The sequence below is a fragment of the Streptomyces sp. NPDC001980 genome (assembly GCF_040296885.1).
In the GTDB taxonomy this organism is placed as follows: Bacteria; Actinomycetota; Actinomycetes; order Streptomycetales; family Streptomycetaceae; genus Streptomyces.
Genome location: NZ_JBEOYD010000050.1, coordinates 1 through 15,317 on the forward strand (window position 1 = coordinate 1; position 15,317 = coordinate 15,317).

General features: G+C 70.8%; 13 protein-coding genes. 6 read left to right on the plus strand and 7 right to left on the minus strand.

Translation table 11 applies throughout. The features are described 5' to 3' along the window. The first annotated feature begins 385 nt into the window (after window positions 1-385). Window positions 386-1,948: an SDR family oxidoreductase gene (locus ABT137_RS43960; RefSeq protein ID WP_351718141.1), complete on the plus strand. Its 1,563-nt coding sequence runs from the start codon at window positions 386-388 to the stop codon at window positions 1,946-1,948. Window positions 1,949-1,994: 46 nt separating this feature from the next. Here the strand turns inward: ABT137_RS43960 and ABT137_RS43965 are convergent, their stop codons facing one another. Beyond that, window positions 1,995-2,699, minus strand: coding sequence for a GNAT family N-acetyltransferase (locus tag ABT137_RS43965; protein ID WP_351718060.1), 705 nt, complete (start codon window positions 2,697-2,699; stop codon window positions 1,995-1,997). A gap of 354 nt (window positions 2,700-3,053) precedes the next feature. Here ABT137_RS43965 and ABT137_RS43970 point away from each other — a divergent pair, with 354 nt between their 5' ends. The 3 genes from ABT137_RS43970 to ABT137_RS43980 all read left to right on the plus strand — a co-directional run bounded on the left by ABT137_RS43970 (window position 3,054) and on the right by ABT137_RS43980 (window position 5,446). Further along, on the plus strand, window positions 3,054-3,446 hold the full coding sequence (locus ABT137_RS43970; protein WP_351718062.1) for a hypothetical protein: 393 nt from the start codon (window positions 3,054-3,056) through the stop codon (window positions 3,444-3,446). A 144-nt stretch (window positions 3,447-3,590) separates the two neighbouring features. Next, window positions 3,591-4,784, plus strand: coding sequence for a sensor histidine kinase (locus ABT137_RS43975; RefSeq protein ID WP_351718064.1), 1,194 nt, complete (start codon window positions 3,591-3,593; stop codon window positions 4,782-4,784). After that, complete coding sequence (locus tag ABT137_RS43980; RefSeq protein WP_351718066.1) at window positions 4,781-5,446, plus strand: response regulator; 666 nt, start codon at window positions 4,781-4,783, stop codon at window positions 5,444-5,446. The genes ABT137_RS43975 and ABT137_RS43980 overlap by 4 nt, the downstream gene beginning before the upstream one ends. Window positions 5,447-5,510: 64 nt before the next feature. On the opposite strand, the gene ABT137_RS43985 is transcribed toward ABT137_RS43980, so the two are convergent. Both ABT137_RS43985 and ABT137_RS43990 read right to left on the minus strand, forming a co-directional pair. Then, window positions 5,511-6,119 (minus strand): flavin reductase family protein, encoded by a 609-nt coding sequence (locus tag ABT137_RS43985; protein ID WP_351718068.1) that lies wholly within the window; start codon window positions 6,117-6,119, stop codon window positions 5,511-5,513. A gap of 285 nt (window positions 6,120-6,404) precedes the next feature. Further along, on the minus strand, window positions 6,405-7,031 hold the full coding sequence (locus ABT137_RS43990) for a TetR/AcrR family transcriptional regulator (RefSeq protein ID WP_351718070.1): 627 nt from the start codon (window positions 7,029-7,031) through the stop codon (window positions 6,405-6,407). Between the two features lie 184 nt (window positions 7,032-7,215). Between ABT137_RS43990 and ABT137_RS43995 the strand changes: the two genes are divergently transcribed. After that, window positions 7,216-8,616, plus strand: coding sequence for a carboxypeptidase regulatory-like domain-containing protein (locus tag ABT137_RS43995; RefSeq protein WP_351718071.1), 1,401 nt, complete (start codon window positions 7,216-7,218; stop codon window positions 8,614-8,616). Between the two features lie 11 nt (window positions 8,617-8,627). After that, window positions 8,628-9,407 carry an SDR family NAD(P)-dependent oxidoreductase gene (locus ABT137_RS44000; RefSeq protein WP_351718073.1) on the plus strand — a complete coding sequence of 260 codons (780 nt, stop codon included), beginning with the start codon at window positions 8,628-8,630 and terminating at the stop codon, window positions 9,405-9,407. Between the two features lie 55 nt (window positions 9,408-9,462). On the opposite strand, the gene ABT137_RS44005 is transcribed toward ABT137_RS44000, so the two are convergent. The 4 genes from ABT137_RS44005 to ABT137_RS44020 all read right to left on the minus strand — a co-directional run bounded on the left by ABT137_RS44005 (window position 9,463) and on the right by ABT137_RS44020 (window position 15,195). Then, entirely contained in the window at window positions 9,463-10,425 is a 963-nt protein-coding gene (locus ABT137_RS44005) for a phosphotriesterase family protein (RefSeq protein WP_351718074.1), read from the minus strand. A gap of 37 nt (window positions 10,426-10,462) precedes the next feature. Further along, on the minus strand, window positions 10,463-13,387 hold the full coding sequence (locus ABT137_RS44010; RefSeq protein ID WP_351718075.1) for an FAD-binding and (Fe-S)-binding domain-containing protein: 2,925 nt from the start codon (window positions 13,385-13,387) through the stop codon (window positions 10,463-10,465). Window positions 13,388-13,458: 71 nt separating this feature from the next. Then, complete coding sequence (locus tag ABT137_RS44015) at window positions 13,459-14,298, minus strand: enoyl-CoA hydratase/isomerase family protein (protein ID WP_351718077.1); 840 nt, start codon at window positions 14,296-14,298, stop codon at window positions 13,459-13,461. Window positions 14,299-14,349: 51 nt separating this feature from the next. Next, a complete protein-coding gene (locus ABT137_RS44020) occupies window positions 14,350-15,195 on the minus strand; it encodes a fumarylacetoacetate hydrolase family protein (protein WP_351718078.1) in 846 nt (281 codons plus the stop codon). Window positions 15,196-15,317: the final 122 nt, after the last annotated feature.

Genomic DNA, 15,317 nt, shown 5'->3' on the forward strand with positions numbered 1-15,317 from the left:
CAGCGTCCTCGCCCTCCTCGGCAACCGCGACGTCCCCGTCGGCGAACTCCTCTTCGACCCCGAACTCGTCGTCCGCGCCAGCACCGCACCCCCGAAGGACCGGTGACCCCCGGCTCCACCCGCCGACCACCGGCCACGGCCAACCGACCACCGGCCGCCGCACCCGCTCGATGCCGGGTGCGGCGGCGTCCGTACGACAGCGCTACGTCACCCGGATGCCGCAGTCGCCCGGCGTACCCGGACGCGCGGGCGGCACCGTAGAGGTACCGGGGGCGCGGGGCGCGAGGGCGCACGGACGACGACTGAGGCGGTTCGCGTGGCGGACGAGACGGCCGGGACGACGGCGAACGCGAACGGAACCGCTGCCCCGGGTCCGAGGACCTGCCTGGTGACCGGTGCCAGCGGCTACATCGGCGGGCGGCTGGTGCCGGAGCTGCTGGACGCCGGATACCGGGTGCGCTGCCTGGCGCGCACGCCCCGGAAGCTGCGTGACCAGCCGTGGGCCGGACGGGTGGAGGTCGTGCAGGGCGATGTCACCGACGCGGACTCGGTGGCGGCGGCGCTGGCGGGCGTCGACGTCGCCTACTACCTGGTGCACGCGCTCGGCACCGGCCGCGACTTCGAGCGCACCGACCGGCAGGCGGCCCGGGTCTTCGGCGAGCAGGCCCGCACAGCCGGCGTCGGCCGACTGGTCTACCTGGGCGGCCTGACCCCCTCCGACGTGCCCGAGCGGGAACTCTCGCCGCACCTGCGCTCCCGCGCCGAAGTGGGCCGTATCCTCCTCGGCTCGGGCGTGCCGACGGCCGTACTGCGGGCCGCCGTCATCATCGGTTCCGGCTCGGCCGGCTTCGAGATGCTGCGCTACCTGACCGAGCGGCTGCCGGTGATGGTCACGCCGCGCTGGGTGCACACCCGCATCCAGCCGATCGCCGTACGGGACGTGCTGCGCGTCCTGGTGGGGTGCGCCGGCCTGCCGCCCGACGTCAGCCGCGCCTTCGACATCGGCGGCCCCGAGGTGCTCACCTACCTGGAGATGATGCAGCGGTACGCCGCCGTCGCCGGGCTGCCCCGGCGGCTCATCGTGCCCGTGCCGGTGCTCACGCCCGGCCTGTCCAGTCACTGGGTCGGACTGGTGACCCCCGTGCCGGCCGCCATCGCCCGCCCGCTGACGGAGTCGCTGCGCCACGAGGTGGTGTGCCGGGAACAGGACATCGGACGGTACGTGCCCAGCCCGCCGGGCCACCCGGTCGGCTTCGACCGCGCCGTCTCCCTCGCGCTGCAGCGCGTGCGGGACGCCCAGGTCGTCACCCGCTGGTCCTCCGCCGCCGTGCCGGGTGCCCCCAGCGACCCGCTGCCCACCGACCCGGAGTGGGCCGGCGGCAGCCTCTACACCGACGTGCGCGAACGCCACGCCGAGGTGGCTCCCGGCGCACTGTGGGAGGTGGTCGAGGGCATCGGCGGCGAGAACGGCTGGTACTCCTTCCCGCTGGCCTGGGCGGTACGCGGCTGGCTCGACCGCCTGGCCGGCGGGGTGGGCCTGCGCCGGGGGCGACGTGACGCGCGGCGGCTGCGGGTCGGCGATTCGCTCGACTTCTGGCGGGTGGAGGAGATCGAACGCGGGCGGCTGCTGCGGCTGCGCGCCGAGATGCGGCTGCCCGGCCTGGCCTGGCTGGAGATGTACGTCGACGAGGAGGGGGCCGGCGGCGCCCGCTACCGGCAGCGCGCCCTGTTCCACCCGCACGGACTGCTCGGCCAGCTCTACTGGTGGAGCGTGTCGCCCTTTCACGCGGTCGTCTTCGGCGGCATGGCCCGCAACATCGTCCGCGCCGCCGAACGCGGGCAGGCGTCGGGCCCTGCTCCCAGACCGGGCGACGCGGGTGGCAGCGACAGCACATCCGCACCCACCCCGGCCGCGGACGACAGCCCGTTCCGTGCGCCTCCGACCTGAGCCTGATCCCCCACCGGATCGGCAGGGCCCACCGGCGTCGGAGCTCTCAGGGAGTGCGGAAGCCGCGGAAGGTCACGTGCTTGCGGGTCTCGAAGCCGAGCCGTTCGTAGAGTGCGAGCGCGCCGGTGTTCGCCTCGGCCACGTGGAGGCAGGGGCGCTCGTCGCGCGCCAGGATGCGTGCGACGAGCGTGCTCAGGAGGCGGCCGGCGTGGCCTTGCCCGCGGGCCTCGGGTGCCGTGCAGACGGCGCTGATCTCGGTCCATCCCGGGGGCCGCAGCCGCTCGCCCGCCATGGCCACCAGCTTGCCGTCGACGCGGATGCCGAGGTAGGTGCCGAGTTCGTGGGTGCGCGGCCAGAACGGCCCTGGCTGGGTCCGCTCGACGAGTTCGAGGATGGCGGGCACATCGGCCGCACCGAGTTCGACCACGTCGGTGTCGGTCGCGGTCCGAACCTGCGCTGGGTGCATGCCGGCAGGCCAGATCATCTGCCGGCCTTCGAGGACGAAGACCGGCGCCCAGTCCGGCGGCGGGATCGCCGGGCAGCTGAACATGTCGGCGAACTCGCCTCCACCGAGCAGCTGGGCGAGGTCGGCCCAGTCCGTCGCGTCAGGGTCGGCGGACACCGCCGAGAAGGTCGCGACGCCCGGAAGGTAGGTGGCGGCCCGGCCGAGTCGGCGGGCGAGGGCCGCGTGGTGACCGCGCAGCGACTCGCCGACCGGGTCGTCGAGCGCGACGGTGTCGTCGCTCGTCATCATGCTGTGCCTTTCGTGCCGTGGCGGTAGGCCGTCGGGGGACCGGCGACGCCCGCCGTCTCCGGCGGTCTCGTAGATCCTGATCTCCGGTTCCGCGGACGGCAAGGGCGACAGGCCGACGACGGCGTCCTCGGCGGGCGGAGCCGTCGCGCGCGCCGATGCGAACGCCCCGCGAGACTCGTCGCATGATCTGCCATTCATCCCGGAGACGCGCCACACGGAGGACGTGAGGGGATACGAAAGTCGGGGGTCGGGTTCGGCGTCGGGGGCGACGATCGGCGCGGAGTGCCGGAACAGACTGCTGGGGCGACGTCAAGGGACGTCGACATCCCCTCATTGCCAAGGAGTTCCGCCATGCGCGTCGCCGGAAAGATTCTGCTCGCGATCCTGGGAGTCGCCGTGCTCGCCGGAGTCGGTCTCTGGCTGGGCATCAGGCATGTCGCGAGCGACATCACCTCGCACACGATCACCGCGGCCCAGTTCAAGGGCGTTCACGTGGGCGAGAACCGGGACGCCGTACGCGACCGGCTCGGCGAGCCCGGCGGTCTCCAGCCGCAGGACAAGCCCGAGCCGCCGGCCGGCACGACCTGTGACTACTACCTGCAGAAGCACGTGTCTCTGGAGAAGAAGCAGACTTTTCAGATCTGCTACCGGGACGGGAAGGTCGCCGTCACCAAGGCCCTGCCGTCCGCCGAGGAGAAGGCCGCCCAGGACAAAGGCAGGAGCAGCGAGAGCGCCAAGCCCTGAGCCGCTCGGTCTCGGACTGTCCGTTGAGCGCCGGTGGAACCGTGGATTCCGGAATGATCATGCGAAGGGTCTCGTACGGTGGCACGCGTGTCCGTTTCCTCTTCCTCTGCGCCGGCCTCTGGGCCGACCACTGCGCCGACCTCGGTGGCGGCTCGTCCTGCCCGGATCCAGTGGCCCTCCGAGCCGCTCGCCTGGGTGCTGGCGGCGCTGATCGCCAGTGGGGGACTCCTGCCGACCGCCGCACCGCGGTCCCTGCTGCCGCTGCCGTTCGCCGTCTCCGCCGTCCTGGCGTGCACCACCGGACTCCTGCTGGCCTGGCGGCGCGACCGGCCCACTCTGGTGGCGGCCGTGGTCGCCGGCGCGAGCCTGCTGACCGTTCAGCCGGCCCTGCCGTTCGCGATGTACTCGCTGGCCAGGCGGCGGCCCACGAGCCCCCTGCGGTACGGCGTCTACGCCACCGCGGTGCTCAGCCAGTTCACCACGGGCGCCCCGGCGACAGGCGTCATGGCGGCGGCCCTGCTGGTGGGCGCGCCCGCCTGGCGCGGCACGGTTCTCCGGTACCGGCACACCAGGCTGGCGGAGCTGGCCGAGCGCGCCGAGCAGGCCGAGCGGGAGGCGCTGCTGATCGCCCGCCGGGTCCGTGCGGAGGAACGGGCCGCGCTGGCGCGGGAGATGCACGACGTGGTGGCTCACGAGGTCAGCCTGATCACGCTGCACGCGGGCGCGCTGAGCGTCGACCCGCAGGAGTCGGAGCGCGCCCGCGAGACCGGCGAGCTGATCAGAGTCACCGGCAGGCGCGCGCTGGCCCAGCTGCGCCGGATCCTCGATGTGCTGCGCGACCCGGAGACCGTCGAGAGTTCCTTCCGGCCCGGCCCGGCACTGCGGGACCTGCCGCAGCTGCTGGCCGACTCGGCGGCGGCGGGCGTGCCCGTGGACCGGGCGCCGTGGTCCGTGACGGTGCCTGAACTCCGGTCCGGGGCACGGCCGTTGCCACCGGCGGTGGAGCACACGGTCTACCGTGCCGTGCAGGAGGCGCTGACCAACGTCCGCAAACACGCCCACGGCGCGCGCGCCACGCTGGGGCTGCGGGTGGACGGAGAGAACCTGGAGTGCGAGGTGACCAACCCGGTGACCGGCCTGCCCGGCGAGGCGGCCCGCGAGGGTGCGGGCCTGGGCCTGCGCGGACTGCGGGAGCGGGCCGCGCTCCTCGACGGCACCCTGGAGACCGAGCACCGGGACGGCGTGTTCCGGGTCCGGCTCCGGCTGCCCGTCGCACCGCCCGCGCCGGACCGGGAGCAGGCGACGTCGCGGGCGGAGCCCACCGTGGAGGCTCGGTGATCCGGGTCCTGCTCGCGGACGACGAGGCCCTGGTCCGCACCGGGTTGCGCCTGCTGCTGCAGACCGCCCCGGACATCGTGGTGGTCGCCGAGGCCGACGACGGGCGGGCCGCGGTCGAGGCATGCGCCCGGGTGACCCCCGACGTGGTGCTGCTGGACGTGCAGATGCCCGGCCTGGACGGGGTGGGCGCGGCCGGGGAACTGTCCGCGCTGCCCACGCCGCCGCGGATTCTGATGCTGACCACGTTCGACGCCGAGACCTATCTGCTGCCGGCGCTTCGGGCCGGGGCCCATGGCTTCCTGCTCAAGGACGCCCAGCCGGGCGAGGTCCTCGACGCGGTACGGAACACCGCGGCCGGCCGCCACGCCCTCGCCCCCGAGGCGGTGAACCACCTGGTGGCCCGGGCGGCCGCCGAGCCACCGCCGGCCGTGCCGCCCCGGCTGCGCTCGCTCACGCCACGCGAGCGGGAGGTGCTGGCGGCGGTGGCGGACGGGCTGAGCAACGCCCAGATCGGCCGGCGGCTGGGGCTGCGCGTGCCGACCGTGAAGGCCCATGTCTCGCGGATCATGGAGAAACTGCACTGCGAGAGCCGGGTACAGGCCGGGCTGCTCGCCATGCGCGCAGGGCTGGGCGGAGCGGCGGGTCCCACGGGCGAGCAGTGACGTCGCGGCCGGTCGGGCCCGTCGTGCGCGACCCCGCTTCCGGACACTCCGGCACCCGGCCCGGTCAGGGCGTGCCGGGCTCCTCGTAGGGGATGCGGTTCAGGTGCACGACCTCGCCCAGGGCGCCCCATTCGTCGCCGCCGAGTTTGGTGAGCGGACGCAACAACGCGCTGCTGGGCCGGCCGTCGACCAGGTAGTCCTCGTCGACGGCGGCATGCAGCACCCGCCCGAAGACCAGAGTGGAGTTGCCCATGCGCAGCGTGGTGTGTGAACGGCACTCCAGAACCGCGTGGGAGGCGGCGACTCTGGGCGGACGCACACACTTGCTGGCCTCGCGCTCGATGCCCGCGGTGTCGAACTCGCTCACCGAACGCGGGAAGTCGGTGGCGGTCGCGTTGATCAGCTGCAGGAGCGGTTCGGACGAGAAGTTGACGACGAACTCACCGGTGTCCTCGACGTTCCGCAGGGAGTCCTTCCGGCCGATCGAGGTGAACTGGACGATCGGGGGATCGGTGCTGGCGATGCTGAAGAAGGAGTGCGGGGCCAGGTTCTCGGTACGCCCGTCGGGCGTGACCGTGGAGACCCAGGCGATCGGCCGCGGAACGACGACCGATGTCAGGAACCGGTAGAAATCCGTGCTGCTCATCGTCTCGGGGGCGTATTCCAGACGCATGGTGGCCTCTCAGACAGTGCTTCGGCCGAGGCCCGCGCCGCCGTCGACGCGGAGGATCGGGCGAATGACGAAGTCCGACGTGATCGTGGGGCACGGAGCAACTCCTTCCTGCGCCGGTCCACGCACCGGGCCGCCCCGGCGGCACCCTCGGCGGCCCTTCGAAGTGCTCCCCGGCCTCCGCCGGGCCTCCACCTTCATGCTCCATCAGCCGTCCGGCAACCGCGCCCGGGTCACGTGACCGCCGAGCGCGGCCGCCCGGACCCGGTACTTCGCACGTCCGTCGGTTCAGCCGGTCCGTGGCGGAGCGGGCAGCCCCCGGCTCAGCATCTCCACGGCCTCGCGGACGAGCGTGACCACCTCCGGGCCGGAGTCCGGCTGCCAGCAGCTGATGGCGGCCTGGAGTGCCGCGAAGACCGCGGCCGAGGTCGTCCGTACGTAGAGGTGGCACTCCGGCAGGCCGGTGCGCGCCGCAACCGCCCTGGTCACGGCGTCCTCCACGGCGCGGTTCGTCAGAACGATCCGTGGCAGCAGCTCCGGACGCTCGCGCACCAGCAGGACACGTTCCAGCCAGATCCTGCCGGTGGCGAGCTCGCTCAGCCGCGCCACGAACACGGCCCTGACCGCCTCCAGCGGGGTCTCCTCCGGGGGACGGGCGGTGATCCGCTCCTCGATCAGCGCCGGTGTCCCCTCCTCCAGCATGAAGGCGGCCTCGTCCTTGGTGGCGAAGTAGTTGAAGAAGGTGCGAGGGGAGACGCCGGCGTCGGCGCAGATGCTCTCGACCGTGACGGCTTCCGGGCCATGGCGGCGGAAGAGAGCCACCGCGGAGCTCTGCAGCGCTCGGTGCGTCGCCCGCTTCTTGCGCTCACGCAGCCCGTCGGGGCGGCCGTTCTCCATGTGCTCGTCGTTCTCCATGTGCTCGTCGGCCCCCTGGGGGCAGGCGGCCGGATAATTGCTACAGTACTGCAAAAATGCAGTACTGCAATAATCTAGGAGGATGACCGCTCTCGGTCATACGCCGGACGGGACCCGCTCCGGTCGTCCCCGGCGAGTTGGAGTGCCCGTGGCGGAACGGACAGAACGATCCAAGGGCCGGTCCGTGGCCGTGACCCTGGCCGAAGCCCTGTGGTTCCCGGTGTCCCTGTTTCTGGGCATGCTGTTCTTCTTCGCACCCGCTCTGCACGCACCGCAGCCACACCATGTGAAGGTCGCGGTGGGCGGTCCCGCGGTGGCCCGGCGGGTCGACAGCGCGCTGAGCGGCAGGCTGCCCGGCGGGTTCGACGTCACCGCGGTCGCCGACGCCCGGGCGGCACGTCAGTCGGTGCTCGACCGGGACACGGCGGCCGGATTCCGCCAGGACCGGCGGCACGCGGTGCTGTACGTGGCGAAGGCCAACGGCGCCTCCCTCGAACAGACCCTGACCACGGTGTTCACCCAGGTCGCCGCCGAGAGCCATCGGCAGCTGACCGTCACCGATGTGGCGCCCACCGAACCCGAGGACGAGCTGGGCACCACCTTGTTGTACTTCTCGCTGGCCTGGAGCATCCCGGCCTATGTGCTGGCGACCACGCTGCTGCGTGCGGTGACCTTCGGCCGGCGCAGAAAGCTCCTCACCGTCGCCGGGGTGGCCGCCGGCTACAGCGTCATCGGCTTCTACGTCGGCCTGTGGCTGGGCTACCTGCCCGACAAGCCCGCGGCCATGGCGGTGTCCTTCCTGCTCACCACGGCGGTGGCGACGGCCGCCTCGGGACTCGCCCCGTTCACCCGGCAGTTCTTCCCGGCCGTCGCCATGGGGCTGTTCATCGTGATGAGCATCCCGACCAGCGGCGGCGCCGTGCCCGCGCCGATGCTGCCGATGTTCTTCCAGCACGTCCGTGCGGTCATGCCGCTGGCCAACGGCCTCGACGCGCTGCGCGGCGTCTTCTACTTCGACGGCGCCGGAGTGCTCGAGCCGGTCCTGGTGCTGTGTGCCTGGTTCGCGGGCGGGGTCGCCCTGCTGGGGCTCGACTTCTGGCTGCACAGACGCAGGGGCGGGGCGTCGGCCGTGCGGGCCGGCGAGGCGGGCGACGGCGACGGGGAGAGCGAGCCCGTCGAGGAGCCGCCGGTCGAGGACCCGGCGCTGGAGACGCCCAGGCCGACGGCGCTCCCGGTGCACACGCACCGCTTCGGGGAGCAGGTGCCGGTGCTCACCGGCCGGGTCCAGGACGGGGAAGGGCGCCCGGTCCGCGGCGCCGCGGTGACCGTCATCGACGCACGGGGACGCCAGCTCGTGCGCAGCGTGACCGACGGAAGCGGTGAGTACGCCGCCGCCGGTCTGCCCGAGGGGTACCTCAGCATCGTGGTCTCGGCGCCCGGCCTGCACCCGATGGTGCACCAGGCGCTGCTGCAGACGGGTCTGACGGCCCGGGCCGACTTCGCCCTGCGCCACAGGCCTCAAGGACGCCACGCCAGACAGCTCCCCGTAGGAAACTGGAGTGAGCCGGCACACCCCCAGCGATGAGGAGCAAGGCGATGGCAGGAGAACTGCAGCGCAGGACCGCCGTGGTCACCGGCGCGAGCAAGGGCATCGGCCTCGCGGTCGCGGAGGCGCTGGTGGCTGCCGGAGCCGATGTGGTCGCGGCGGCGCGGACCACGTCGCCCGGACTCGACGTCCTCGTGAAGGCGGGCGGCGCCCGCTGGGTCCAGCTGGACCTGACCGCGCCGGACAGCGCGGAGCGTCTGGTGGCCGCGGCCGGCCCGCGCATCGACGTGCTGGTCAACAACGTGGGATCGGCCCCGGCGCGACCGGGAGGCTTCCTGAGCGTGAGCGACGCCGAGTGGCGGCAGACGTTCGAACTCAACCTCTTCACCACGATCGCGGTGACCAGGGCGGTGCTGCCGGTCATGCTGGAGACCGGCCGCGGCTCCATCGTGAACATCGGCTCGGTCAACGCCGAACTGCCGGACCCGAACGTGGTCGACTACAGCGCGTCCAAGGCGGCGCTGGTCAACTTCTCCAAGGCGCTGTCGAAGGAGTTCGGCCCCCGGGGCGTGCGTGTCAACAGCGTGAGCCCCGGGCCGGTCGAGACGGATCTGTGGCTCGCCGGCGGCGGCGTGGCCGACACCGTCTCGGCCGCCGCGGGACTGGAACCCGCGGACGTCATCGCACAGGCCGCGGCCGCCACCGTCAGCGGGCGTTTCTCCCGGCCGTCGGAGATCGCCGACCTGGTCGTGTTCCTGGCCGGTGACCGGTCCGCCAACATCATCGGCAGCGACCTGCGGATCGACGGCGGGTTCGTCCCCACCTGGTGACCCGCAGCTCTGCCCCGACCGGGAGTCCTCGGTCGAATCACCACGTTGTGAGTCGTCAGCGTTCGAAGTAGCGGCGGGGGTTGTGGATCAGCATGGTGTCGAGCTGTTCCTCGGTGATCCCGCGTGCGCGCAGTGCCGGCAGCACGTCGTCACTGATGTGCGTGAAGACCCAGCGCGGGTTGGCGGCCCGGACACGGTCCTCGGGCACCCAGTCCAGGTGGCAGGCGGCGTCGTGGGAGAGCACCAGGCGGTCGGTGTATCCGCGGGCCACCAGCGCGACCACCGTCGCCACTCGCTGCTCGAAGGGCAGGGCGTCATCCAGGCCGAACCGGTCCATGCCCAGGAGCGAACCGGCGTCGGCGAGTGTGGTGAGGTAGTCCAGGTCAGTGGTGTCGCCGACGTGCCCGATCACCACCTTGGTCAGGTCCACGCCCTCCTCGGCGAGAAGCTTCTGCGCCACCAGACCCGACCGGTTCGCCACACTGGTGTGCACGGTGATCGGCGCGCCGGTGATCCGGTGGGTGGCGGCAACGGCCCTCAGGACGCGCTCCACGTCGGGGGTCAGCCCTGGCTGGTCGATGGCGCACTTGAGGAAGGCCGCGCGGATGCCGGTTCCGCCGATGCCTTCCTCCAGGTCGGTGCGGAACATCTCCAGCAGCGGCTCGGCACCGTCGATCCGCCGCCCGGGGCCGTTGTACTGGAAGAAGAACGGCAGCTCGGTGTAGGTGTAGTAGCCGGTGGCGGGGACGATGTGGAGGTCGACCTCCTCGTTGACCCGGGCCACGCGTGGGAGGTCGCGGCCGAGCCCGAGCACGGTGGGGTCCAGGATCGTGTCGATCCCCCGGGACTTGAGAGCACGCAGCTTGGCGACCGCATCCGCCACGCGCTCTTCCTCGTCCCACCGCTGCGGGTAGTTGAGTCGCAACTCCTCGCTGAGTACGAAGACGTGCTCGTGCATGAGCACCCTGCCCAACCGTGAGGAATCCACCGGGCCGCGCACCGTGGGCACCACGCTCATCGCGAGTCACTCCTTGCGAACCAGTGAACGTCACCGATCAGGACGGTCGGGTGAGTTCTTCCAGGAGGAAGACGAAGGACTCGTACGGCCGCCCGGTGGCGTGTCGCAGACCCATTTCGCACGTGCGGTTCGCCGAGAGGTACGCCTGGGCCGGAGAGGCGTCGAGTCCGGCCTTCTCGTCCCGTGTCGCGGAGACCACCAACTCCGGGTGGAGCAGGCCGCGGTCTCCCGCGGTACCGCAACAGGTGGTGCCGACGGGCACCATGGCCGTGTCGGCCAGGAAAGACGCGATGGCGTTGAGGTCGCGGTTGAGTTTGAGGTGCGTCGTGGAACACGTCGGATGCACTGCGACCGTCTTGAGCTTCTGCTTCACCGTGAGACGCGGGAGCAGGGCCCGGCACCAGGTGATCGAGTCCTGGATGCTCATGGCCTCCATGTGAGCGCGCCGCGCGTCGTCGACGTGCTCGGCGACATCGTCGAGCAGCCCGTGGGTGCAGGACGCGGCATCGATCACGACCGGAAGCGAGCCGTGACCGCTCCACCTCCACAGGGCGTCGCAGATCGCCTCCGCCATCCACAGGTGCCCGTCGGTGAGACCTTTGCTCGCCCAGGGCGTCGAGCAGCACAGCCCGCGCACGTCATCGGGTATCCACACGGGCATGCCGGCGCGGGCGGAGAGCGTGACGAACGCCTCCGGGAGCGACGGCGATCTCGGCTTGTCGGGGTCCCGTCCGAAGATGCGGTTGATACAGGTCGGGAAGTACACCGCACGCGCGGATCTCCGCTCGGTGTGCGGGAGGCCGACGGGTGCCGGGCGGGGCATGGGACCCGGTACCGAGGGGACGAGATCGCTGCTGGCGACGAATCGTGCCGCGTTGGTCAGCTCCGTGAGGACTTTCACGCCCATGTGGGACTGGACGCCGTCGACCGCCGACATCCCTGCGCGCGCGAGTCTTTCGATCTTGTCCCAGTGCTCGGCCGCCGCCAGCCCGGCGCGCTCACGGGAAGCGGTGGACTCGGCACGTCGGAATCCCTTCATCAGATCCCCCGTGTTGATCTGCACAGGGCACGGGATGGCACAGGTTCCGTCAGCGGCGCACGTCTCTATGCCGTCGTATTCGTACTCGGCCTGCAGCTGTGCAAGCACGGGAGAATCCTCGGGCTGCCGGGCCATCTCCCGGCGAAGGGCGATGCGCTGCCGAGGGGTCGTCGTCACATTGCGACTGGGGCACACGGCCTCGCAGAACCCGCACTCGATGCACAGGTTCGCCGCTTTTTCGATCGTGGGTGTTGATTTGAAACCCTTGAGGTGGATCTCCTCGTCGGCCGTCAGGATGACGTCCGGTCCGAGGATTCCGTGTGGATCGGCGAGACGCTTCAGCCGCCACATGATGTCGGTTGCCTTGGCGCCCCACTCCTGTTCGACGAAGGGCGCCATGTTGCGCCCGGTGCCGTGTTCGGCCTTGAGTGAGCCGTCGTACTTTCCGATGACCAAGTCGACCAGGTCGGACATGAACGCCCCGTAGCGCTCCTTGTCGGCTTCCTCGGTGAATACGGGAGTCAACGTGAAGTGCAGGTTGCCGTAGGCGGCGTGGCCGGCGACCCCGGGGAGGAACCCGTGCTTGCTGAGCAGCTGTTGCAGGTCGTGGGCACCCTCGGCGATACGTGCGGGAGGGAAGCACACGTCTTCGTTGATGACGGCGCTTCCTTCCGGTCGCAGGTGACCGACGATGCCCAGCAGGCCCTCGCGTATCCGCCAGTTGCACTCGATGAGTTCCTCGTCCCGGGTGAATTCGATCGAATCCAGCAGAGTGGTGTCCGCGACGACCTCTCGGACACGCCGCTCGGCGTCGTCGAGTGCGTCGGCTTCGCCGCGGAACTCCACGAGGAGCGCAGCCGCCTTGGGATCGAGCGTGCGCCAGTAGGCGGGGGCGCCCGGGTATGCCTGCGCCGCCACGGTCAACGCGGGCGCCATCATCAGCTCCACCGCCTCCGCGCCCAGGCCGACCAGCGCGGGTACCAGACGTGCCGCCGCATCGATGGATTCGGTGGCGATCCACGTCACCGTGGTCAGCCCGGGGTCGGGGAGAGTGTCGATCACGACCTCGGCCATGAAGGCCAGTGTTCCTTCCGAACCGACGAGCAACCGACGGAAGATCTCCAGCGGCGTCGCTGCGTCGAGAAAGGCGTTGAGGGCGTATCCGGTGGTGTTGCGGATGGTGTACTTGTGCCTGATCCGCTCGACGAGTTCCGCGTCGGCGAGTATTTCGGCACGCAGGGCCAGGAGACCGTCGGCCAATTCCGGCTCGGCTTCGCGGAACGCGGATTCGGCGTCGGGGGACTCGGTGTCCATCGTGGTTCCGGAGGGGAGCACGAAGGTGATCCCGGCCACGCAGTGGTACGCGTTCCTGGGCAGCGAGCACCGCATGCCCCCTGCGTTGTTGGCGACCACCCCGCCCATGGTGGCGACATCGGCGCTGGCGGGATCGGGACCGAGCCGGCGCCGATACCGTGCCAGGACGGCGTTTGCGTGAGACAGAATCGTGCCCGGGCCTGTCCGCAGGCGGGCGCCGCCGTTTTCCACGGTCATTCCGGCCCAGTGGCGCCGGACATCGATCAGGATGTCGTCGGACTGCGACTGGCCGTTGAGGCTGGTGCCTCCGGACCGGAAGGTGGCGTGGCGCCCGGTCCGGCGGCAGTAGTCGAACACGGCGGCGACGTCGTCCGCATCGCGAGGTTGCACGACGACCTGTGGAAGAAGCCGGTAGGGGCTCGCGTCGGAGGCATAGCGCACCAGGTCCGAGAGCCGGTGCAGGACTTGCTCGGAGCCCAGCAGGTCGGTGAGATCGCGGGCGAGGCCGGCCGGTGAGCCACCGAGGTGTTCGACGCCGACCGCATCGGGCTGCACCGGCCCGTCCGGACGTCCGATGCGGCCGGGCTCGGGGGTGAAGAGCTTTCTCATGCGACGGCCTCCAATGGCCCGGCGGGGCATTGCGGTGTCCGTGGCGGACCAGGGCGGGATTCCCTTGTTGTTCAGGCCGACGGCGGGCCGGAGAGATGCGTCAGGAAGTCCATGTCCAACTCGCCTTCGAATTTTTCGGCGCCGGCCTTCATCGCTTCCCTGATGCGCGCCTTCGTCACGTCGCTGGCAACACTCAGATCGGACTCGTGGGCCTCCACCAGAAGCCCCTCAGGAAGCGAACCGTATACTCCGGCGTCCACGGCCGCCTTGGCGTGTGCAATGGCATGCGGAGGAAAGGTCGCGATGCGGCGAGCCAGCCTCTCGACAAAAGGCGTCAGCTCGTCCGGCGGCAGTGCCCGATTGATGTAGCCGTAGAGTTCGGCCACGTCAGCCGGGATGTCGTCACACCCCAGGAGCACCTCCAAGGCGCGCCCCCTGCCCATGAGCAGTGGCAGTCTCTGCGTGGAACCGCCGCCCGGAACGAGGCCCATCGCCACTTCCGGGTGGCCGAAGATCGCCTTGCCGAGGGCTGCGAAACGCATGTCCATGGCCAGCGCGATCTCACTGCCTCCGCCCCTGGCCCGGCCCTCGATCTTTGCGATGCTCACCTTGGGCATGTTCCTGAACCGTTCGCCGATCACCTGCGTGAGACGAAAGCTGGGCGTATGGGAAACGGTGGACGGAACCGCTCCGACCCGACCCAGGCCGGAGTGCGCCATGAAGAACTCGGGAATCGCACTCTGCAGGACCACGACCCGGACGCTCTCATCCGCCTCGAGTTCCCTGCCGAGCCTGTCGAACTCCGGTGAAAGGAATTCGTCAAGGAGATTTATCGGCGGGTAGTCCAGGGTGACAAATGCCACCCCGGAATCAAAGGCGAACCGGAAGTATTTGTAATCCGAGTATGCCATGGGCCCTGCCCCTTTCGGGATGACGGCCGATAGCGGATCGCCGCTCGCTGATCAGGCGCTCACGAAACGCTGGCGAAGCTCGCCGATGCCGGTGATGTAGCTGACCAGCTCCTCGCCCGGCTGCAGCCACCGCGGCGGGTTGCGGCCGATGCCGACGCCGGCCGGGGTGCCGGTGAAGATCACGTCACCGGGCAGCAGTGCCAGGGTCGCGGAAAGACCCTCGATCAGCTGGGGAACCGAGAAGATCAGGTTGCTGGTGCGGGAGTGCTGCACGGTCTCACCGTCGATGGCGCAGCCGAGCTCGAGGTCGTCCGGGTTCTCGAACTCGTCCACGGTGACCACCCACGGGCCGATCGGCGCGAACCCGGGGAGCGACTTTCCCAGGCTGAACTGCGGCGCGGGGCCCTCGATCTGCCGGATCCGTTCGGAGATGTCCTGGCCCACGGTCAACCCGGCCACGTAGGACCAGGCGTCGGCGACGGACACCCGCTCGGCGCGTCGGCCGATCACCACGACCAACTCCACCTCCCAGTCGGTGTGCCCGCCCTCGGGCAGTGTCACCGTGGTGACCGGTCCGCTGATCGATGTGCGGAACTTGGTGAACACCGGCGGGAACTTGTCCGGGGTGTCCAGCTTGGTCTCTTCGGCGTGCTCGCGGTAGTTCACGCCGACGCCGAACAGCTGGGGCGGCGCCGGGGCCGGCGACTCGAGATCGGCGGGATCGAACGCGGACGCGCCGCTCGGCTCGGCGTCCTTGCCCCAGTCCAGGAAGTCCTCCCACACCTGGTACGCCGCCTGCGGCTCGGGTCCGAACCTGCCGCCGCTGGCCTTCTCGACATCCACCGCACCCTGCTCGGTGAACAGGGTCAGTCGGCCGGAGAGATTTCCGATACGCACTGTCGCTCCCTGGACATCGACGATGTGGACCCGGGCGAGCGCCCGAACAGATGACGCGGACTGGAGGGTCGAGAGAGCGATCCCCGTACACGACGGCCGCCCCGAGCGCCGACCTCTTCCTG